Source organism: Longispora fulva (assembly GCF_015751905.1).
Classification (GTDB): Bacteria; Actinomycetota; Actinomycetes; order Mycobacteriales; family Micromonosporaceae; genus Longispora; species Longispora fulva.
The window spans coordinates 8,641,569-8,662,654 of the sequence record NZ_JADOUF010000001.1 but is presented as its reverse complement, the minus strand read 5'-3'; the positions used below and the strand labels follow the sequence as shown (position 1 = coordinate 8,662,654).

The following is a 21,086-nucleotide window of genomic DNA, read 5'->3' as shown; positions in this document are numbered from 1 at the left end:
GGCCCGGGCGGTGCGGGGATGCCGCCCGTCCGGACCCGGGGCGTCGGCTACAGGGTGATGGTCCAGGAGGTCAGGGTGCCGGTGTCGCGGCGGTAGTCGTCGGCGACGAGGAGTTTCCAGGTTCCGCCGGCCGGCGAGGTCACCGCCGGCACCGTGAACGTGCGGGCTCCGGACCAGCGGGTGCAGGTGCCGCTCCTGCTCGCCAGTACCGGATAGGTCTTGTTGTCGGGGGCGCGCAGGGTGATCGTCAGGTCCTCGGCGCAGGTGTGCTGGAGGGTGATCGTCAGGGTCACCGGGCTGGCGGCCGGACCGGTCAGGCTGGTGGTGACCGAGCCGGTGGTGGTGGCCAGGTCGTTGATCGGCCGGGCGGTGCCGTCGGTGAAGGTGCGACCCGCTGACGTCGGGGACGCCGTGGGCTTCGGGGAGCCGGTCGGCTTGGGGGATGTCGTCGGCGACGGGGTGCCCGTGCAGGTGGCCTCGCCCGCCTGGGCCGGCACGCTCACGGCGTTCCACGCGGCGCGGACCGCGGTGAACTCCGCGCAGCTGTTCGGGAACAGTTGGCGGGCCGCCGCCAGGGTGTCGCGGCGCACCGCCGCGTAGTCCCAGGTGGAGGTCTTGCGCAGTAGCGCGTTGTAGAAGATCTCGCCGGCCGTGCGCAGGCTCAGGCCGGTCACGGTGGAGTTGTCGCAGGTCGGGCTGGTCGGGCGGCCGTTGGCGGGGCGGGAGCCCTCGGCGGTCAGGTAGAACCAGTGTCGCAGCGGGCCGCCGGCCGAGTAGTAGTCGTTGTTGGGCATCGGGTTCGTGTAACAGTTGAGCTGGCCGGCCTTGGAGGAGTCGTACATGTAGCGGATCGGTTTGCCGTCGCCGCCGAAGTCGACCTCCTCGCCGATGTCGTAGTCGCCCGGGTCGTTCGGGTTGTTGGCGTAGAACTCGGTGAGGACGCCGAAGACGTCGGCCGTGGCCTCGTTGAGCGGGTAGTTCTCGCCCGAGGTGCCGTAACCGCCGGGGGTGTGCTGGAAGATGGCGTGGCCGAGCTCGTGGCCGACGACGTCGAGGGAGGTCAGCCAGCGGGTGTTGTTCTGGTTGTGGCCGAACCGGGCGTAGGTCGAGCCGGTGTACCAGTAGGCGTTGGCGTCGTCCCAGCCCACGTACAGCGGGAACGCCTTGCCCGTGCCGTCGATGCCGCTGCGCCCGAGCCAGTCGCGCAGCATGTCGTACTCCTTCGCCGCGGCGTAGTAGGCGTCCACGCACGCGGTCACGAGATCCTTGGCGTCGCCGTTCCCCCAGGTCGTGGTGCTGTTCGTGTACGGCACCTTCGTGGTGTCCGGGCCGCACGCCAGCCCGTCGCGCCCCGGGTCCTTCAGCGTGCCGGCCGTGGTGGCCAGGTCCACCTGCCCGTTGTGGTACCCGTGGCCGACGTCGTGGCTGACCTGGTCGAAGGAGGCGATCACGGCACCGGTGGCCGGGTCCGTGTAGGTCCGGCGGTCGGCGGACTCCCCCGCCCTGGCGAACCGGGGGCCGCCCGGCGCGTAGACGACGTCCGCGCCGGTCGGGTCGCCGGGAACGGAGATCGGTCCGGGGTACGCCACCGCCGAGTCCACGACCCGGCCGCGCGCGTCGGTCACGACCACGAAGTCGCCCCCGACGACGGGGAGTCCGAGGTAGCGGCGCTCGTAGGCCACATAGGTCAGGCCCCGGGTGCCCGGCTGCGGGGTGCCGCGCACGACGGTCACGCCGGGGCTGGTCAGGCCGGCCGTCGCGACGTACCGGTCGGCGGCCTGTTCCGGGGTGGGGGTCGGCTCGGGCCGGGCGGCGGCCACGGCCGGGACGGCCAGCAGCATGGCCACGGCGGAGACCGCGGCCGCGAGGGGACGTTTCCTCATCGGAGCTCCATTCATCGACGCAACTGAGTCGACGGTAGAGAGTTCCAGGTGATATGAGGAGAGCATCGGAATTATCGTTATCGGAAGCAAAGGTCCTATTGAGCGCCCGATAAGTCCACCTTAAACTGGGCGCCCACCCGAACGGTCTGGCATGCCGGTCCACCATGGAGGACGCCACCCGGCCCCGGGGCCGCCCGGGCTCCCGGGTCAGACCGCCTCCGCGATAATCACCGACTTCGCCCCGGCGAGCTGCTCGTGGGCGACGAACCGCCAGCCGGTGTCGGTCAGCCACTCGCGGCCCTCGGCGAGGCTGTACACGTCCCCGTCGGCGATGTTGACCGCGTACTCGCCGGCCATCAGCGCGGCGACGACCGGCTCGGTGTGCGTCGGGTCCGTCCAGTAGTCGGCGAGCAGCAGCCGCGCGCCCGGGAGAACGGCACGCCGCGCGGCCGCCAGCAGCCGCCGGTTGTCCTCCGGGGAGAAGCAGTGGATCACGTTCGCCAACAGGCAGCAGTCGTGGCCGGTCGGCAGGTCCGCCGTCCGGACGTCGCCGGCGACGACGTCGATCCGTTCGGTCAGGCCCTGCTCGGCGATCCGCTGCCGGGCGAGGTCGACGACCTGCGGCAGCTCGAACACCGTCGCCGTCAGGTGCGGGCTGGTCCGCGCGACGGCGATCGACCAGGAGCCGGTGCCGCCGCCGATGTCGAGCAGCCGGTGGTGGGCACCGAAGTCGACGGTGTCGGCCAGGGCCGCGGCGGTGCCGGCGTTGAGCGCCTCGACGCCCTCGGAGAAGACCTTCTGCCGCCCTGGATCCAGGTCGGTGATCTGGGAGGTCGGGCCATGCCGGAGCGCGTCAACGAGGTTGATCCACGCCGGGTAGCTGATCTGGCCGGAGAACCGGAGGAAGGGGCGCAGGTCCGCCGGCGACGTGCCCGCCAGGTACGCGGCCGCCGCGGCGCTGTTGGCGTAGATGTCGCCGTCGCGGTCGAGCAGGGCGACGGCGACCATGGCGTCCGCGCAGATCCGGGCGGCCCTGCGCGTCAGGTGGGTGCGGGCGGCGAGTTCGTCGATGGTCGCCGGGGAGTCGGCGAGCGCCTCGAACAGGCCGAGTTCCGTGGCGGCCATCAGGAACCTGGCCGCACGGAAGCCGTTGACCAGGTCCAGGATCGGCGCCGAGGAGACGTCTGGCGTCATCGCTTTCCCACCCCTCAGCTGGCCCGCAACAGTGCGGCGACCCGTTCGCCGATCATGATGGTGGTCAGGTTGAGGTTCGCCCGGACCATGCTGGGCATCACGGACGCGTCCGCCACGTACAGGCCCTCGATCCCGTGCACCGCGCAACTCTGGTCCACGACCGCCATCGGGTCACCGGCCGCGCCCATCCGCGCGGTGCCGATCGGGTTGTACGCCGAGTCCACCGTTCCCGTGACGTAGTCGCGGACGGCGTCGTCGGAGCCGATCGTCTTGTCGTCCAGGAGCACGACCCGCTCGGCCAGATCGCGGATCTCCGGGGTCTGCGCGAGTTCCCACCCGACCCGAAGCCCGTCGGCGAGCAGCCGGTGGTCGCCCTCCGTCGACAGGAAGTTGAGATCGATCCGCGGCGCGACCCGCGGATCCGTCGAGTCCAGGGTGACCCGGCCCCGCGAACTCGGCTCGCGGGCCACCACGAGCACGCAGAACACCCGCCCGGCCCCCGCGGCCTCCCGCAGGTGCGGGAACTGGACGGACAGGTCGAAGTGGTTGACCATCGCGTAGTACATGTCGTTGTCGCGTTTGGTGCCGGTCCCGGTGGTGCGCAACACGATCTGGCCGACGGACTTGCCGAAGTTCTCCGCGCCCGGCTTGGGCACCATGAAGACGCCGGTACGGGCCTGGTCGCTCAGGCCGGCGCCGACACCCGGCAGGTCCAGCCGGACGTCGATCCCGAGCCGGCGCAGGTCGTCGCTCGGGCCGATGCCCGAGCGCAGCAGGATCGCCGGCGTGCACACCGCCCCCGCGGACAGGACGACCCGACGCGCGCGCAGTTCCTGGGTCGTCGATCCGCTCAACACCTCGACGCCGCGCACGACCCCGTCGTCGAGGAGCACCCGGCTCACCGCCGCGTCGGCCAGGATCGTGAGGTTCTCCCGGGCGCGGACCTCCGGCGTCAGGTACGCCGACGCCGTCGACACCCGCTCCCGCAGGTCCCTGCGGTTGGACGGGGCCGGCCCGACGCCGGTGGACTCCGGGTGGTTGTGGTCGTCGACCCGGGGGTAGCCGGCCGCCAGGCAGCCCTCGTAGAACGAGCGCTGGGCCGGGGTCAGCTCCTCCGGGCGCCACCGGCGGATCGGCACCGGGCCGTCGTGGCCGTGGAACTCGCCGCCGAAGTCCTGGTCGTTCTCCAGCGCCAGGAAGTGCGGCAGGACCTTCGACCACGCCCACTCGGGGTTACCTGCGGCGGCCCAGCCGTCGAAGTCGTCCGGCACGCCCCGGATCGCGATCGTGTTCCCGACCGAGGACGCGCCACCGGCGACCTTGCCCTGGAAGTACCGGGTGGGGCGGGTCGGGAGCAGGCCGGCGGTGAACCGCCAGTCGTGGTCGATCAGCGACATCTGGTTGCCGTCGAGCAGGTCCTCGGGGGTCTCGGCCGGCGTCGGATAGTCCGGGCCGGCCTCGATCAGCAGGACCCGCCGGGCCGGGTCGGCGCTGAGCCGCGCGGCCAGCGGGATCCCGGCGCTGCCAGCGCCGACGATGATGTCGTCGAATGTGTCCAGCACGCTCATGGGCGGTCTCCGGGTTCGAGAGAGTCGGAACGGATCGCGTGCCGTGCGGCCGTCGGCGTCCCGGCCCGCACGGAACGGACCCGCCCACCGGTCAGCGGCACAGGGAACGTATCGAACCCGTGGCGTCGGCGCTTCTCCGAAATTGCTCTCACCCGGCGCGCGCGAGGTCCACATGCGACGCCGGGGGCGCGGTGCGGGCGCCGCTCCGGGCCCGTTCAGACGGTCAGCGGCTTGACCAGGGTCTCGAAGCGCAGGTCGGGCCGCAGCGGGATGCCGAAGCGCTCGTCGCCGTACGGGAACGGGCTCAGGTCGCCGGTGCGGTGGTAGCCGCGGCGCTCGTACCAGGAAATGAGTTCTTCGCGGACGGAGATCACCTTCATCTCCATCCGGGTGCAGCCCCACTCCCCGACCGCGTGCCGTTCCGCCTCGGCGAGCACCGCCCGGCCGATACCGCCGCCCTGCAGAGTCGGGCGGACGGAGAACATGCCGAAGTAGGCCGACGGGTCGTGCCGTTCCAGCTCGCAGCACGCCAGCAGCTCGCCGTCGCGCTCGGCGACCAGGACGACGGTGCCGGGGCGGGCCAGGACCTCCGCGACCCATTCCGGGTCGGTGCGCTGGCCGCCGAGGATGTCGGCCTCGGTGGTCCAGCCCTGCCGGCCGGTGTCGCCCCGGTAGGCGGAGTTGACGAGGTCGACGAGGGCTGGCACGTCGGCGGCGGTGGCCGCGCGGAAGGTGGGGGCTGTCACGCCGCCCACCCTAACCCCCTCCTAGCGCGGCACCACGTGGGCCGCGCCCCACTCCCGGAACGTCTCCAACCGGTCCGACAACGCCGTCAACTGCTCGGCCACGGCCCGCGGCCCGGTCGATCCCGGGGTGGTCCGCGCCTCCAGCGCCCCGCGCACGTCCAGCACGGCCCGCACCTCGGTGGTCAGGTGCTCGGACGTGGCGGTCAGCTCCTCGTCGGTCAGCTCGTCGAGACCCCGCCCGGTGGGCGCGCACAGCGCCACCAGCGCGCCGGTGATCTCGTGCGCCTCGCGGAACGGCACGTGCCGGCGGACCAGCCAGTCGGCGATCTCCGTGGCCAGGGTGTAGCCCTTCGGGGCGGCGGCGGCCAGCACGTCGGCGTGCACCGTCATCGTCGCGATCATGCCGGTCATGGCCGGCAGGACGAGTTCGAGGGTCTCCACGGCGTCGAAGACGGGCTCCTGGACCTCCTGCATGTCCCGGTCGTACGTCAGCGGCAGGCCCTTGAGCATGGTGAGCACGTTGACCAGCCCGCCGATCAGCCGGCCGGACTTGCCCCTGGCCAGCTCGGCGATGTCGGCGTTCTTCTTCTGCGGCATGATCGAGGAGCCGGTGGCGAACGCGTCGTCGAGTTCGACCCAGCCGAACTCCTGCGACGTCCACAGCACGATCTCCTCGCCCAGCCGGGACAGGTGCACCCCGGTCAGGGCCGCGGCGAACAGGAACTCCGCGGCGAAGTCGCGGTCGGCGACGGCGTCCATCGAGTTGGCGGCCGGCGCGGTGAAGCCCAGCTCGCGGGCCACGGCGACCGGGTCCAGCGGCAGCGACGAGCCGGCCAGGGCGCCGGAGCCCAGCGGGCAGATCGCGGCGCGGCGGTCCCAGTCGGTGAGCCGGTCGAGGTCGCGGGCGAAGGCCTGCACGTGGGCGAGCAGCTGGTGGCCGAACGACACCGGCTGCGCGTGCTGCAGGTGGGTCATGCCGGGGGCCGGGGTGTCGACGTGCGCGGCGGCCTGGGCGACGAGGGCCTCGCACAGCTCCACGAGCCGGGTGGCCACACCGCGGGCGTGGTCGCGCAGGTAGAGCCGCAGGTCGGTGGCGACCTGGTCGTTGCGGGACCGGCCGGCGCGCAGCTTGCCGCCGAGGGTGCCGAGCCGCTCGATCAGGCCGCGTTCGAGGGCGGTGTGCACGTCCTCGTCGTCGATGGTCGGCCGGAAGTGGCCGGACGCGCAGGCCGCCTCCAGGTCGTCGATCGCAGCGAGCATCGCGCCCAGTTCGTCGGCGTCGAGCAGGCCGGCGCGGGCCAGCACCCGGGCGTGGGCGCGGGAGGCCGCCAGGTCGTAGGGGGCCAGCCGCCAGTCGAACTGCACGCTCACGGACAGGCGGGCCAGCGCCTCGGCCGGGCCGCCGGTGAAGCGGCCGCCCCAGAGGCGGGTGGACTCGGACGTCTGCTGTTCGGTCACAGGGAAAGCCTAACGAGACGGCGGTGGCCGGGGCGTGGCCACGCGGAAAGGATCAAGACCTCACGACGGGTACTACGGGAGCCACTCACTCATGGGTGTCGAGCCCGGCCCACCCGAGGAGGCGTTTGGCCAGTTCGGCCCCGCCGAGGTCCTCGGGGGCGACCACGAGGATCGTGTCGTCCCCGGCGATGGTGCCGACGATCTCCGGCAGGCCGGAGCGGTCGAGCGCGCTGGCCAGGAACTGCGCGGCCCCGGGCGGGGTGCGCAGCACGACCAGGTTCCCGGAGGACGTCGCGCCGGTGGCCAGTTCGCGCAGCAGCCGGACCAGGCGGGCGGAGGCCTGCTCGGAGGGCCGCAGCGCCGGGTTGCCGTCCTCGGGGATCAGGTACGCCGCGTGCCCGGAGCCGCCGCGCACCTTCACCGCGCCCAGCTCGTCGAGGTCGCGGGACAGGGTCGCCTGGGTGACGACCACCCCGTCGGCGGCGAGGAGTTCGGCGAGTTCGGTCTGGGAGCGCACCTGGTGCTCGCGGATCAGGGCAGCGATCCACGCGTGCCGGGCGGTCTTGGAGATTGCCGTGGTCATCGGTTCACCAGCCATGAGAGGAGGGCCTGCTGCGCGTACAACCTATTGGTCGCCTGCTCGAAGACCGCACTCGCTGGGCCGTCCATGGCCTCGTCGGTGATCTCCTCGCCCCGGTGGGCTGGGAGGCAGTGCAGGGTGATGACGCCGGGAGCCGCCAGTTTGATCAGTTCCTCGTTCACCTGGTACGGCCAGAACGGGGTGCGCCGGTCCTTGCCGTCGTCCTCCTGGCCCATCGAGGTCCACGCGTCGGTGGCGAGCACGTCCGCGCCGGTCGCCGCCTCGCGCGGGTCCCGGAACAGGGCCACGGAGCCGCCCGTGGTGGCCGCGATCTGGGCGGCCTTCGCCACGATCCCGGGGTCAGGGTCAAAGCCCTCCGGGGACGCGATCCGCACGTGCGCCCCGGCCGTGGCCCCGGCGAGCAGATACGAGTGGGCCATGTTGTTCGCGCCGTCGCCCAGGTACACCAGGGTCACGCCCTGGGTCTGGCCGAAGCTCTCGGTGATGGTCAACAGGTCCGCGAGCAGCTGGCAGGGGTGGAACCCGTCGGTGAGCGCGTTGACCACCGGCACGCTCGCCCCGGCGGCCAGCGCCGCGATCCGGTCGTCGCCGAAGGTGCGGATCACGATCGCGTCGGCGTAGGAGGACAGCACCTTCGCGGCGTCGCCCATCGTCTCGCCCCGACCGAAGTGGGTGCTGGAGCCGTCCACGATGATCGGGTGCGCGCCCAGGCCCGCGATCCCGGCCTCGAAGGACACCCGGGTCCGCAGCGACGGCTTCTCGAACACGACGACCACGGTCTTGTCGACCAGGGTCTTCATCCGGAACCGTTTGAGGGAGGCCGCGATGGCCAGCACCTCGTGCTGCTCGGCGGGGCTCAGGTCGTCGTCGCGGAGGAAGTGGCGGATCATGACGGCCACGCCTGGATCAGCGCGTCGACCTGCTCCGCGGTGATGTTCAGCGGCGGGGCGAGCCGGACCACGTCGGGCTGCACCGGGTTGACCAGGAAGCCCTTGTCCTGCAAGGCCTTCGCCGTCCCGGCGGCGCCGTCGCCGAGGACGCCGAGCAGCAGCCCGGCCCCCCGAACCTCGCCGGGCAGTCCCTCGCGGAGCCGCTCGCCCATCACCTTCGTGTGCTCCAGCAGCCCCTCCGCCTCGATGGTGTCGAGGACGGCCAACGCCGCCGCGCACGAGATGGGGTTACCTCCGAAGGTGCTGCCGTGCCCACCCGGCCCGATGAGCTCGGCGGCACCTCCGAAGGCGATCGTGGCCCCGATGGGCAGCCCGCCGCCGAGCGCCTTCGCCAGGGTGATCACGTCGGGCAGCACGCCCTCGGCCTGGCAGGCGAACCAATGCCCGAGGCGGCCGATGCCGGTCTGGATCTCGTCGACGACGAGCAGCGCGCCGTGCCGGGTCGTGATCTCCCGGGCGGCGGCCAGGTAGCCGGCCGGCGGGACGACGACGCCCATCTCGCCCTGGATCGGCTCCAGGATCACCATGGCCGTGTCGCCGTCGACGGCGGCTTCCAGGGCCGCGACGTCGCCGTACGGCACGTGCGTGACGTCGCCGGGCAGCGGCCGGAACGGGTCGGACTTCGCCGGCTGGCCGGTCAGCGCCAGCGCGCCCATCGTCCGGCCGTGGAACGCGCCGACGGTCGCCACGACGCCCGTCCGGCCGGTCCGCCGGGACATCTTGAACGCCGCCTCGTTGGCCTCCGCGCCGGAGTTGCTGAAGTAGACGGCGCCCTGCCGGCCGGTCAGCGCGAGCAGCTTCTCGGCGAGCTCGACGGCGGTGGGGTGCGCGTACAGGTTCGACACGTGGCCCAGGGTGCGGATCTGCCGGGACACGGCCTCGACGATCGCGGGGTGCGCGTGGCCGAGGGCGTTGACGGCGATGCCGCCGACGAAGTCCACGTACGTCCTGCCGTCCTCGTCGGTGAGCACCGCGCCGTCGCCGGAGACGATGCCGAGGCCGGGCCCGCCGTAGGTGTGCATGATGGCGGTATTGAACCGGTCCACGAGACTCATGACTGCACCACCATGGTTCCGCTGCCTTCCGAGGTGAGGAGTTCCAACAGGATCGAGTGCGGGGCCCGGCCGTCAATGACGTGCGCCTCGGGCACGCCCGCGCGCACGGCCCGCAGGCAGGCCTCCATCTTCGGGAGCATGCCGGTCTCCAGCCGCGGCAGGAGCTTCTCCAGCTGGTCGACCGTGAGCTGGTCGATGAGGCTGTCGCGGTCGGGCCAGTCGGCGTAGAGGCCCTCGACGTCGGTCATCATGACGAGCTTGCGGGCGCCGAGCGCCGCGGCCAGGGCCCCGGCGGCGGTGTCGGCGTTGAGGTTGTGCACCACGCCGTTGGCGTCGGGGGCCAGCGTGGAGATGACCGGGATCCGGCCGGCGTCCAGGGCGTCGAGGACCCAGCCCGGGTCGACGGCGGCGACGTCGCCGACGAGGCCGAGCGCCGGGTCCCGGCAGACGGCGGTGAGCAGCCCGCCGTCCTCCCCCGAGCCGCCCACGGCCAGGGGGCCGTGCGCGTTGATCAGGCCGACGATCTCCCGGTTGACCTGGCCGACGAGCACCATCCGGGCCACGTCGAGCACCTCGGGGGTGGTGACCCGCAGCCCGTCGCGGAACTCGGTGACGATGCCGAGCCTGGTGAGCATGGCCGAGATCTGCGGACCGCCGCCGTGCACGACGACCGGTCGCATCCCGGCGTGCCGCAGCATCACCATGTCGGCGGCGAACGACGCCTGCAGCAGCGGGTCGACCATGGCGTTGCCGCCGTACTTGACCACCACGACCGCGCCGCGCAGCTTCCCCAGCCAGGGCAACGCCTCGGCGAGGACCGCGGCCTTGGTGTCCCGGGAGATCATGACGAGTACGCCGAGTTCTCGTGCACGTACGCCACCGACAGGTCGTTGGTCAGCACCGTGGCCCGGGCGTCGCCGGCACCCAGGTCGACCGTGATCGTGATGGCCCGGCCCGACAGGTCGACCTTGGAGCGGTCCTCGGCGGCGGCGCCGTTGCGGCAGATCCACACGCCGTTCATGGCGACGTCGAGGCTGTCGGCGTCGAAGAGGGCGTCGGTGGTGCCGATCGCGGCGAGGACCCGGCCCCAGTTGGGGTCGTTGCCGTACAGCGCGCACTTGAGCAGGTTGTTGCGGGCGATGGACCGCCCGACGGTCACCGCGTCGTCCTCGGAGTCGGCGCCCTGCACGTCGATCGTGATGTCCTTCGTGGACCCCTCGGCGTCGGAGAGCAGCTGGGCGGCCAGATCGGCGCAGGCGGCGGTGACGGCGACGGTCAACTCCTCGACCGTGGGCTGGATGCCCGAGGCCCCCGACGCCATCAGCAGCACCGTGTCGTTGGTCGACATGCACCCGTCGGAGTCGAGCCGGTCGAACGTGACCCGGGTGGCCTCCCGCAGCGCCTCGTCGAGGTCGGAGGAGCCGACGACGGCGTCGGTGGTGAGCACGACGAGCATGGTGGCCAGGGACGGGGCGAGCATGCCGGCGCCCTTGGCCATCCCGCCGACCGTGTACCCGTCGCCGGTCACCGTGACCGTCTTCGGCTTCGTGTCGGTGGTCATGATGGCCTCGGCGGCCTGCGGTCCACCGTCGCGGGCGAGCGCCCGGGCGGCCCGGTCGAGGCCGGGAAGCAGCTTGTCCATCGGCAGGTGCTCGCCGATCAGGCCGGTGGAGCAGACCACGACGTCGCCGGCGCCCATGCCGCCGAGCAGGGCGGCGACCCGCTCAGCGGTGGCGTGGGTGTCCTGGAAGCCCTTGGGCCCGGTGCAGGCGTTGGCCCCGCCGGAGTTGAGCACGACGGCGCGGGCCATCCGGGCCTTGAGGACCTGCTGACTCCACAGCACCGGCGCGGCCTTGACCCGGTTGGCGGTGAACACGGCCGCAGCGGTGGCGTCAGGCCCGTCGTTGACGACGAGAGCGAGGTCGGCGGCTCCGGTGGTCTTGAGGCCGGCGGCGACGCCAGCGGCCCGGAAGCCCTTCGGCGCTGTGACCGTCATGGTGCGACTCCGTTGATCGGGAGACCGGTGGTCTCGGGCAGGCCGAGCATGAGGTTGGCGCACTGCACGGCCTGGCCGGCGGCGCCCTTGCCGAGGTTGTCCAGGGCCGAGGTGACGATGATCCGGCCGGAGTCCAGGTCGACGACGGCCTGGAGGTGGACGGCGTTGCTGCCGTAGGTCGCGGCGGTGTGCGGCTGCTGACCCTTCTTCTGTACGAAGACGAACGGCTCCTCCGCGTAGGCGGCGATCAGCACGTCGCGCACCTCGTCCTCGGTGACCCGGTGCATGGGCTTGGCGGTCACCGTGGCGAGGATGCCCCGGGGCATCGGGGCCAGGATCGGGGTCATGGACAGGCTGCGCGCGCCGGTGGCCTGCTTGATCTCGGGCACGTGCTGGTGGGCGCCGACCTTGTAGCCGGTCAGGTCGCCCATCACCTCGCTGCCCAGCAGGTGCTTCTTCGCGTTCGTCCCGGCGCCCGACGTGCCGGAGGCGGCGACCACCACGATGTCGTCGGGGCTCGCGATGCCGCTGGCGAGCAGCGGGTCGAGGGCCAGGATGATCGTGGCCGCGTAGCAGCCGGTGGCCGCGACCCGCTCGGCGGCGCTGATCAGGCCGCGCTGGCCGGGGAGTTCCGGCAGCCCGTACGTCCAGGCGCCGGCGTGCTCGCCACCGTAGTAGGCGGCCCACTGGGCCGGGTCGGTGAGCCGGTGGTCGGCGCCGAGGTCGACGACCTTCACGTGCGCCGGCAACTGGGCGGCCAGGGCCCCGGACTGGCCGTGCGGCAGGGCCAGGAAGACCAGATCCGCGCCGCTGAGCGACGCGGCCGTGGTCGGGGCGAGGACCCGGTCGGCGAGGGTCACCAGGTGCGGGTGCACCTCCGCGACCGTCGAGCCGGCCGTGCCGTGCCCGGTGATCGCGGCCAGCTCGAACTGTGGATGGCCGGCGAGCAGGCGCAGCAGCTCACCACCGGCGTACCCACTCGCGCCGGCCACGGCGACCCGGAACCCCACGACCCATCACCTCCCGCATGTCTATGCAGAGCACCGTATCACAATACGTCAGTCTGCATATTGTGACGCGGCACTCAGCACCCCCCAGAGCACGCGGCGGCCGAAACCCCCACTTCCCACTGTCCCTCCCCGGGCGCCACCGCTTGCCGCCAACACCGAGAGCCCGCCACGGCGGACATCGCCGGGCGGTGAAATTTGTCCTGGTTACTCGCCGGTTGTGCCGGCGAGTGCCGCCACGGCCCTGGCGAGCTGGGCGGCGCGGGCGGTGTCCGTCCGCGAGGTGAGCAGCTTCAGGATCACGGCGTACCGCCCGGTCCTGCCGAGCGCCTCGAACGCCCGACCGGCCACCGGGTTGGCGGCCAGCGCCTCGGCGAGGTCGGGCGGGACCGTGGCGTCGCGCTGCGACTCGTACGCCGCCGCCCACCGGCCGTCCGCCCGCGCCGCGTCGACCTCGGCCAGCCCGGCCGGCCGCATCCGCCCGGCCCCGAGCAACTGCTCCACCTTGGCGACGTTGACCTGCGACCAGCGGCTGCGCGACCGGCGGGGCACGTACTTCTGCAGGTAGTACACGTCGTCGAGGGACCGGCGCTGGCCGGAGATCCAGCCGAAGCACAGGCCGACGTCGACCGCCTCGTCACTGGTCAGCGACGGGACGCCCGTCCCCTTCTTCGCGAGCTTGAGCCACACGCCGGCCCGCGCGTCCACATGCTCGTCCAGCCAGGCCTCGAACGCCGCGACATCGGCGAACGCGACCACCGGGGCACCGTCGGCGCCAGGTTCCGTCGACACGTGGGACTCCTCGAGAAAGCGTGATGGCCCGGTACCCGAAAAAGGGGTTCCGGGCCATCATGATCCCTTACGCGCCCCGCAGCACAGCCCCGTGCCGGCGGACCGCCTCGGCGACCGCGGCGTCGCGGACCGCCACGGACTCCTCGCCCGTCAGCGTCCGGTCCAGGGCCCGCAACGTCAGCTTGTACGCCAACGACTTGCGCCCAGCCCCCAACTGCTCGCTCTCGAACACGTCGAACAGCCGCAGCGACTCCAACAACGAGCCGGCGCCCTCGGCCAACGCGTCCCCGAGGTCGGCGGCCGGCACCGCGGCGTCCACCACGAGGGCCACGTCGATCAACGCCGGCGGGTACGTCGACACGGTCGGCGCCCCCGGAGCCCCCGGCAACGGCAGCGCGTCGAGCTCCAGCTCCATCGCGCACGTCCGCTTGGGCAGGTCCAACGCCGCGCACACCGCCGGGTGCAGCTCACCGGCGTGCCCGACGACGACGTCACCGACCAGCAGCGCGGCGCACCGCCCCGGATGCCACGGCGCGTACTGCGCCGCCCGCACCGTCACGTGCGCGCCCGCCGCGTCGACCACGATCCGGGCCGCCTCGACCGCGTCCGCCCAGTCGGCGGTGCGCCCCTTGCCCCACCAGCCGGCGGGCTCGATCTCGCCGGCGAGCACGGCAGCGACCCGCCACGGCTGGGCCGGCAGCAGCGCGTCCACGGCCGCGAGCTCCTCGGCCGTGGGCCGCCCGGCGACCCCCAGCTCCGGGGACTCGTTGCCGGCGGCGGCCGACGGGTGGAACACCCGGCCCACCTCGAACAGCGCCAGATCCCGGTTGCCCCGGCCCAGGTTGCGGGTCAGGGCGGCCAGCAGCGGCGGCAGCATCGTGGTCCGCAGCAGCGGCTCCTCGTCGCTGATCGGATTGCGCAGCCCGACGGCCACCCGACGCGGGTCGTCGTCGGCCAGCCCGAACGCCTCGGCGAACTCCGCCCCCACGAACGGGTAGTTGTGCACCTCCACGTACCCGGCCTCGGCCAGGGTGCGGCCCACCGAGCGGCGGCGGCGCTGCTCGGCGCTCAGACCACGGCCGCCGGGCGGCGCGCTGGGCAGGATGCTGGCCACCTGGTCGTACCCGTGCAGCCGGATGACCTCCTCGGCCAGGTCCGCCGGGTCGGTCAGGTCCGGACGCCACGTCGGCGGCACGACCCGCAGCGCGCTGGAGTCCTCCACCGAGCAGCCGACCTGCTCGAGCAGCCGGACGACGGCCGCCCGGGTGTAGTCCACACCGGAGATCCGGTTCGGCAGGTCCGCGGCCATGGTGATCGGCGCGCGCGGCGCCACGTGGTCCACGTCGCCGATCGCGTCGTCGGGCACCCCGCCGCCGTACTCCACCAGCAGCGACACGGCCCGCTGGATCGCCACCAGGGGCAGCTTCGGGTCCACGCCGCGCTCGAAGCGCTTGGACGCCTCGCTGGGCAGCTTGTGCCGCCGGGCCGCGCGGGCCACGGTCACCGGGTCCCAGTGCGCGGCCTCGAACAGCACGTTCACGGTCTCCCCGGACACCTCGGTCGAGGCCCCGCCCATGATCGCGGCCAGCGAGATCACGCCCGAGTCATCGGAGATGACCAGGTCCTCGGCGTCGAGCTTGCGGACCGCGCCGTCCAGCGTCGTCAGGGTCTCCCCCGGCTCCGCCCGGCGCACCACGAGCCCGCCGGACACCCGGTCGGCGTCGAACGCGTGCATCGGCTGCCCGAGGTCCATCATCACGTAGTTGGTGATGTCCACCGCCAGGGAGATCGGCCGGACCCCCGCGTGGGTGAGCCGGGCCGTCAGCCAGGCCGGCGACGGCCGGGTCGGGTCCACGCCCCGCACCACCCGGGTGCCGAACCGGTCGCAGCCGACCGTGTCACGCACCGTCACCGACACCGGGACGCCCCGCGCGCCGGGCGCCGGAAGCAGCGCCGGGTCGCGGTAGTCGACGCCGAGCGCGCCGGCCAGCTCGCGGGCGATGCCGCGGGCGGAGAAGCAGTAGCCCCGGTCCGGGGTGATCGCCAACTCGACGACGACCTCGTCCAGGCCGACCAGCGGCCGGGCGTCCTGGCCGATCCGGTCCGCCAGGTCGGGCGACAGGATGATGATGCCGTCGTGGTCATCGCCCAGGCCCAGCTCGCGGGCCGAGCAGATCATGCCGTGCGACATCCGGCCGTACGTCTTGCGGGCGCCCACGTGGAAATCGCCCGGCAGCACGCCGCCCGGCCGGATCAACACCACCAGGTCGCCCTCGGCGAAGTTACGGGCCCCGCAGATCACCGAGGTCGGCTCGGCCTCGCCGACGTCGACCATGCAGTACCGGATGGGCTTCTTGAACTCGGTGAGCTCCTCGATGGACAGCACCCGGGCCACCACCAGCGGCCCCTGCACGGCGGCGCCCAGGTCGGACAGCTCCTCGACCTCCAGGCCGACGCTGACCAGCGCCTTCTCCAGCTCGTCGGCGGTGATGCCGGCCGGGATGTCGGCGTGCTCACGCAGCCAAGACAGTGAGATCCGCATGTCAGCCCTCCATTCCGTAGGCGCGGGTGAAGCGCACGTCGCCCTCGATCATGTGCCGCATGTCGGCGACACCGGTGCGGAACATCAGGGTCCGCTCGATGCCCATCCCGAACGCGAAGCCCGAGTACACCTCGGGGTCGATGCCGCAGGCCCGCAGCACCCGGGGGTTGACCATGCCGCAGCCGCCCCACTCGACCCAGCGCGGGCCGTCGCGGTGCTGCGGGAACCACAGGTCCATCTCGGCCGACGGCTCGGTGAACGGGAAGTACGACGGCCGCAGCCTCGTGCGCGCCTCCGGACCGAACATCGCCCGGGCGAAGTGGTCCAGCGTGCCCTTCAGGTGCGCCATCGTGATGCCCTTGTCCACCACCAGGCCCTCGAACTGCGAGAACACCGGGGTGTGCGTCGCGTCGAGCTCATCCGTGCGGTACGTCCGCCCCGGCGCCACGATGTAGATCGGCGGCTCCTGGGTGAGCATCGTACGGATCTGCACGCTGGAGGTGTGCGGACGCAGGATCAGCTCGGGCGCGTCCACGTGGAACGTGTCCATCATCGTGCGCGCCGGGTGGTCCTTGTGGATGTTCAGCGCGTCGAAGCCGAACCAGGTGTGCTCGACCTCCGGCCCCTCGGCCACCTCGAAACCCATCCCGACGAACAGGTCCTGGACCCGCTCGGACAGCGTCGTCAACGGGTGCCGGGCCCCCCTCGGCCGCCGGTCGTACGGCAGAGTGACGTCCACGGTCTCCTCGACCAGGGCACGCCGGTCCCGCTCGGCGACCAGCTCGACCTCGCGCGCCTCGTACGCGGCCTTCACGGCCTGGGCAGCGGCGTTGACCCGCTTGCCGGCGTCGGACTTGGCGGCCGGAGGCAACGCGCCGATCTCCCGGCGGGCCAGCGACACGGGCGAGCGGTCCCCGAGGTGCAGGTGCTTGCCCGCGGCGAGCGCGTCGAGGTCACCCGCCTCGGCGAACGCCTTCTCCGCCGTGGCGACGGCCTCGTCGAGGGCCGCCGGATCGAGCAGGGCGACCTGCTTGGGATCGTAAGGATCATTGCGGTAGGTCATGACACTCCCAGGAGACTGCGACTGGAGAAGTTTAGGTCCCACCGTCCGGGCCGATTCGGCGCGGGACGGGAAAAGTCGCGCGGCTGGGCCGCAGCCCGCCGATGTCAGGGGAGATCCGGAGCTATCCCCGGAGCCCGCGCACGGCGGGCCGGCTAAACGTGCTCATGTCGCGGCCCCCTTCCGGCGCTGGTGACTCGCTGAAGCATACAAGCAGACCGCCGCGGCCGCAGCGAGGTTCAGGCTCTCCGCCCGGCCGTGGACCGGCACCCGGACCCGCGCGTCGGCGGCCTCCAGCAGCTCCGGGGGCAGGCCGTGCGCCTCGCTGCCGAACAGCCAGGCCGTGGGCGCGGCCAGCCGGCCGGCGTCGGCCAGGTCGTCGAGGTTCTCCGCGCCGTAGCCGGTGGTGGCGAACACCTGCAGGCCGGCGGCCTGCGACGCCGTGACGGCCTCCAGCGGGGAACAGCCCCGGACCACGTCGACGTGGAACAGACTCCCGGCCGTGGAACGGACACACTTCCCGTTGTACGGGTCCACGCTCGCGTCCGTGAACAGGACCGCCCCGGCACCGGCCGCGTCGGCGGTCCGCAGCACCGTGCCGGCGTTGCCCGGGTCGCGGATCTCGGCGAGGACGGCCACCAGCCGGGGGGCCGGGTCGAGCGCTGCGGCGAGCGGCACGTCGACGTAGGAGCACACGGCCACGACGCCCTGCGGCTGCACGGTCTCGGTCAGGGAGGCCAGGCCGGCGTCGGTGACGGCGGACACCCGGACGCCCTGCGGAACCTCGAGCTTCTCCAGGCCGGAGGCCGTGCCGAACAGCTCGATCACCACGCCAGCGGTGAGCGCCTCACGGACGGCTTGGGGCCCTTCGGCGAGAAAGCGCCGCTCGGAATCCGCGAACCTGCGGCGGAGCAGTTTGCGGGCAGCAGAAACCCGGGGGGTCCGTTCGGTGAACGGAACTCCCCCGGGTCGCGTCATGCTGCTGATCAGGCGGCCTTGGCGGCCTGCTGGGTCGGCGACGCCGCCCGGGCGACCTCGACGATGGCCGAGAACGCGGCAGCGTCGTGCACCGCGATGTCGGCGAGGACCTTGCGGTCGACCTCGACACCCGCCAGGCGCATGCCCTCGATGAACCGGTTGTAGGTCATCCCGTTCGCGCGCACGGCGGCGTTGATACGGGTGATCCACAGCTTGCGGAACTCGCCCTTGCGCTTCCGGCGGTCCCGGTACGCGTAGGTCATCGAGTGGAGCATCTGCTCCTTGGCCTTGCGGTACAGCCGGGAGCGCTGGCCGCGGTAACCGCTCGCCTGCTCCAGGATCGTACGACGCTTCTTGTGGGCGTTGACCGCCCTCTTTACGCGTGCCACGGGTCTACAAACTCCTCATGTTGCGGGCCCTCGCGTCGGCGAGGGGTGGGTAAGACGGTGAAGGGTTAGCGACCCAGCAGCTTCTTGACGCGCGGGAGGTCGGCCTTGGAGACCTCGACCGAGCGCGACAGGTCACGGGTCTCCTTGGAGGACTTGACCTCCAGCCGGTGACGGAGGCCGGTCTGCTGGCGCATGATCTTGCCGCTGCCGGTCACCTTCACTCGCTTACCCATGCCGCTGTGGCTCTTCTGCTTCGGCATCGATGTTCTCCCCTGGTGCTTAAAGAAAAATGGTTACTCGGCCGGCGTCGCGTCGACTGCGGGCGTCTCGGTCTCGACCGGGACATCCACACCGAGCTCGTCGGTTTCGTCTTCGGAGCCCGACTTGATGGCGGCCGCCTTCACCGCGCGGTGCGGCGCGATAACCATGATCATGTTCCGCCCGTCCTGCTTAGGGGCGGACTCGACAAAACCCTGCTCCGTGATTTCCTCGGCGAGCTTGCGCAACAGCCGGAAACCCAGCTCCGGACGGCTCTGCTCACGGCCGCGGAACATGATGGTGACCTTGACCTTGTCTCCGGCCTTCAGGAACCTCACGACGTGACCCTTCTTGGTCTCGTAGTCGTGAATGTCGATCTTCGGGCGGAGCTTCATCTCTTTGATGACGGTCTGCTGCTGGTTACGCCGAGCCTCACGCGCCTTCAGCGCGGCCTCGTACTTGAACTTGCCGTAGTCCATGAGCTTGCACACGGGTGGGCGAGCCATGGGTGCGACCTCGACCAGATCCAGGTCGACATCCGAAGCCAGCTGCAGTGCCTGCTCCAGCGGGACAATGCCCACCTGCTCACCCTGCGGACCGACCAAACGGACCTCTCGTGCGCGGATCTGCTCGTTAACGCGGACGTCGGCGCTGATGGGGCCTCCTCGAATCCATACCTAATCAAGAGCGTCGGCCGCCAACGCGAAAAGCCCCAGCGCATGCTGGGGCCCCACTGCCGATCGTGTGCCCGCGAAGGGGCACGAAAGTCAACCCCCAACTGTGGGGGCTATCTCTCTGACCGGACCCGGACGCCGTGGGCGACTCGGGTGGGAGCGGGGCTCCGCTTTGACTGCCGGCCGCTCGATCTACGGAGAACGAGTGGGACGGCGTGGTCGACTGAGCTAGCGTACCAGAGCCGCGGAGTGCAGTGCGCGCAGGCCACGCACCGCCGCCACCGCCCGGCCCTTGTCGGCGGCCTGCACCGCCATGATCGCGACCACCTCGTCGTCGACGAGCTCCAGGCTCGCCCACGAGTTGCCCGCGTCGAACTGGATCTCGCGGACCAGGTCCCACGGCAGGTCGTACGAGCCGAACAGGTTGCGGATCCGGATCCCGTCCGCGTCCGCCTCGACCCGGGGCCGGGTGAACCACAAGATCGCCGTCGCGCCCAGCAGACCGAGCCCGATCATCGCGACCTGGTCGCCGACCCCGAACACCGCCACGCCCTCGCTCTGCCCGCGCAGCCCCACTGCGACCACCGTGAAGATCACGGCGACGGCGGCGGCGGCCGTCCAGCAGACGAACTTGACCCGGTACGGCGCGGCGGTGATCACGGGGTCGACCCTACAGCCCGAAACTCGAGGCGACGGTCGCGCCGTGGCACAGCCGCCTTCGCCGAGAGGCCGAGGGCTCCGGAGTCACAGCCGGCAGGCGTGGATGCTGGTCACCAGGATGCCCCGGGCGCCCAGCTCGTACAGCTCGTCCATGATCCGGTGCGAGTCGGCCAGCAGCACCATCGCCTGGACGGCCACCCAACCCTCCCGGTGCAGCGGCGAGATGGTCGGCGACTCGATGCCCGGGGTCAGCGCGCACGCGTCCTCGAGCATGTCGGCCCGCACGTCGTAGGCGAGCATCACGTACCGGCGGGCCACCAGGACGCCCTGCAGGCGGCGGAGCAGCTGGGCGGTGGACCCGTTGGAGGTGCCGCCCTCCCGGCGGATCAGGATCGCCGAGCTCTCCATCAGCGGCTCCCCGAACACCTCCAGACCGGCCTGGCGCAGCGTCGCGCCCGTCTCCACGACGTCGGCGATCACATCGGCCACGCCGAGCCGGACCGCGTTCTCCACGGCGCCTTCGAGGCGGATCACCGTCGCGGTCTCGCCCCGGGCGGCGAGATCCTTCAACACCAGCTCGGGGAACGACGTCGCGATCCGCTGGCCGCCCAGCTCGTGCTTCGAGCCGACCCGGGTCGCGTACCGGAAGGTGGAGCGGCCGAAGCCCAGATCCAGCAGTTCCTCGGTGCCGGCACCGGAGCCGTTGTCGCGGACCAGGTCCCGGCCCGTGATGCCGAGATCCAGGTCGCCGGAGCTGACGTAGGTGGCGATGTCGCGGGGGCGCAGGTAGAAGAACTCGACGTCATTCTCGGCGTCGAGGCAGGTCAGGTCGCGTTCGGAGGGGCGCTGCCGGTAGCCGGCCTCGCGGAGCATCTCCTGGGCGGGGGCCGAGAGGCCACCCTTGTTGGGCAGGGCGATACGCAGCATTTCAGAGTCCTCTGTCCGATTGTGTACGGGGGAAAGGGCTCACAGATGTCGGTACACGTCCTTGAGCTCCAGGCCACAGGCCAGCATCAGCACCTGGAGGTGGTAGAAGAGCTGGGAGATCTCCTCGGCGGCCCGCTCGGGGCCCTCGTGCTCGGCGGCCATCCACACCTCGGCGGCCTCCTCGACGACCTTCTTGCCGATAGCGTGCACGCCGGCGTCCAGGGCGGCCACCGTCCCCGAGCCGGGGGTCCGGGCCGCGGCGGTCGCCGACAGTTCCTCGAACAGCTCCTCGAAGGTCTTCACCCGCCCGATTCTGCCAGCCGCCGCCCGCGCGCCGCCCGCGCCCCG

At 72.0% G+C, this 21,086-nt stretch carries 21 protein-coding genes; all 21 read right to left on the bottom strand.

The features are described 5' to 3' along the window. Window positions 1-47 precede the first annotated feature (47 nt). Window positions 48-1,883 carry a M4 family metallopeptidase gene (locus IW245_RS40030; protein ID WP_197008246.1) on the bottom strand — a complete coding sequence of 612 codons (1,836 nt, stop codon included), beginning with the start codon at window positions 1,881-1,883 and terminating at the stop codon, window positions 48-50. A 207-nt stretch (window positions 1,884-2,090) separates the two neighbouring features. Continuing rightward, the gene (locus tag IW245_RS40025) at window positions 2,091-3,077 is read right to left on the bottom strand and encodes a methyltransferase (RefSeq protein WP_197008245.1); all 987 of its coding nucleotides are present in this window, start codon (window positions 3,075-3,077) and stop codon (window positions 2,091-2,093) included. Between the two features lie 14 nt (window positions 3,078-3,091). Continuing rightward, the gene (locus IW245_RS40020) at window positions 3,092-4,645 is read right to left on the bottom strand and encodes a GMC family oxidoreductase (RefSeq protein WP_231399098.1); all 1,554 of its coding nucleotides are present in this window, start codon (window positions 4,643-4,645) and stop codon (window positions 3,092-3,094) included. A 215-nt stretch (window positions 4,646-4,860) separates the two neighbouring features. After that, the gene (locus IW245_RS40015; RefSeq protein ID WP_197008244.1) at window positions 4,861-5,391 is read right to left on the bottom strand and encodes a GNAT family N-acetyltransferase; all 531 of its coding nucleotides are present in this window, start codon (window positions 5,389-5,391) and stop codon (window positions 4,861-4,863) included. A gap of 21 nt (window positions 5,392-5,412) precedes the next feature. Beyond that, window positions 5,413-6,849 (bottom strand): argininosuccinate lyase, encoded by a 1,437-nt coding sequence (gene argH, locus IW245_RS40010; RefSeq protein ID WP_197008243.1) that lies wholly within the window; start codon window positions 6,847-6,849, stop codon window positions 5,413-5,415. Between the two features lie 85 nt (window positions 6,850-6,934). After that, window positions 6,935-7,432 carry an arginine repressor gene (locus tag IW245_RS40005; protein WP_197008242.1) on the bottom strand — a complete coding sequence of 166 codons (498 nt, stop codon included), beginning with the start codon at window positions 7,430-7,432 and terminating at the stop codon, window positions 6,935-6,937. Further along, window positions 7,429-8,340 (bottom strand): ornithine carbamoyltransferase, encoded by a 912-nt coding sequence (argF, locus tag IW245_RS40000; protein WP_197008241.1) that lies wholly within the window; start codon window positions 8,338-8,340, stop codon window positions 7,429-7,431. The genes IW245_RS40005 and argF overlap by 4 nt, the downstream gene beginning before the upstream one ends. Further along, a complete protein-coding gene (locus tag IW245_RS39995; protein WP_197008240.1) occupies window positions 8,337-9,455 on the bottom strand; it encodes an acetylornithine transaminase in 1,119 nt (372 codons plus the stop codon). Before IW245_RS39995 ends, argF begins: the two co-directional genes overlap by 4 nt. Continuing rightward, the gene (gene argB / locus IW245_RS39990; protein WP_197008239.1) at window positions 9,452-10,300 is read right to left on the bottom strand and encodes an acetylglutamate kinase; all 849 of its coding nucleotides are present in this window, start codon (window positions 10,298-10,300) and stop codon (window positions 9,452-9,454) included. Before argB ends, IW245_RS39995 begins: the two co-directional genes overlap by 4 nt. Continuing rightward, entirely contained in the window at window positions 10,297-11,451 is a 1,155-nt protein-coding gene (gene argJ / locus IW245_RS39985) for a bifunctional glutamate N-acetyltransferase/amino-acid acetyltransferase ArgJ (protein ID WP_197008238.1), read from the bottom strand. The genes argB and argJ overlap by 4 nt, the downstream gene beginning before the upstream one ends. Continuing rightward, complete coding sequence (argC, locus tag IW245_RS39980) at window positions 11,448-12,461, bottom strand: N-acetyl-gamma-glutamyl-phosphate reductase (protein ID WP_197008237.1); 1,014 nt, start codon at window positions 12,459-12,461, stop codon at window positions 11,448-11,450. Before argC ends, argJ begins: the two co-directional genes overlap by 4 nt. A gap of 204 nt (window positions 12,462-12,665) precedes the next feature. After that, window positions 12,666-13,250 carry a YdeI/OmpD-associated family protein gene (locus IW245_RS39975; protein WP_233472951.1) on the bottom strand — a complete coding sequence of 195 codons (585 nt, stop codon included), beginning with the start codon at window positions 13,248-13,250 and terminating at the stop codon, window positions 12,666-12,668. 67 nt (window positions 13,251-13,317) lie between these two features. Next, complete coding sequence (gene pheT / locus IW245_RS39970; RefSeq protein WP_197008236.1) at window positions 13,318-15,792, bottom strand: phenylalanine--tRNA ligase subunit beta; 2,475 nt, start codon at window positions 15,790-15,792, stop codon at window positions 13,318-13,320. 1 nt (window position 15,793) lies between these two features. Next, a complete protein-coding gene (gene pheS, locus IW245_RS39965) occupies window positions 15,794-16,855 on the bottom strand; it encodes a phenylalanine--tRNA ligase subunit alpha (RefSeq protein ID WP_197008235.1) in 1,062 nt (353 codons plus the stop codon). A 162-nt stretch (window positions 16,856-17,017) separates the two neighbouring features. Then, entirely contained in the window at window positions 17,018-17,830 is an 813-nt protein-coding gene (locus IW245_RS39960; protein ID WP_197008234.1) for a TrmH family RNA methyltransferase, read from the bottom strand. An 8-nt stretch (window positions 17,831-17,838) separates the two neighbouring features. Next, the gene (gene rplT, locus IW245_RS39955; RefSeq protein ID WP_197008233.1) at window positions 17,839-18,219 is read right to left on the bottom strand and encodes a 50S ribosomal protein L20; all 381 of its coding nucleotides are present in this window, start codon (window positions 18,217-18,219) and stop codon (window positions 17,839-17,841) included. A 65-nt stretch (window positions 18,220-18,284) separates the two neighbouring features. Further along, window positions 18,285-18,479 carry a 50S ribosomal protein L35 gene (gene rpmI / locus IW245_RS39950; protein WP_197008232.1) on the bottom strand — a complete coding sequence of 65 codons (195 nt, stop codon included), beginning with the start codon at window positions 18,477-18,479 and terminating at the stop codon, window positions 18,285-18,287. Between the two features lie 33 nt (window positions 18,480-18,512). Next, a complete protein-coding gene (gene infC / locus IW245_RS39945) occupies window positions 18,513-19,133 on the bottom strand; it encodes a translation initiation factor IF-3 (protein WP_233472987.1) in 621 nt (206 codons plus the stop codon). Between the two features lie 246 nt (window positions 19,134-19,379). Beyond that, complete coding sequence (locus IW245_RS39940) at window positions 19,380-19,811, bottom strand: PH domain-containing protein (protein ID WP_197008231.1); 432 nt, start codon at window positions 19,809-19,811, stop codon at window positions 19,380-19,382. A gap of 84 nt (window positions 19,812-19,895) precedes the next feature. Then, entirely contained in the window at window positions 19,896-20,738 is an 843-nt protein-coding gene (gene hisG / locus IW245_RS39935; RefSeq protein ID WP_197008230.1) for an ATP phosphoribosyltransferase, read from the bottom strand. A 39-nt stretch (window positions 20,739-20,777) separates the two neighbouring features. Beyond that, window positions 20,778-21,041, bottom strand: a complete 264-nt coding sequence (locus IW245_RS39930; protein WP_197008229.1) for a phosphoribosyl-ATP diphosphatase — start codon at window positions 21,039-21,041, stop codon at window positions 20,778-20,780. Window positions 21,042-21,086 lie beyond the last annotated feature (45 nt).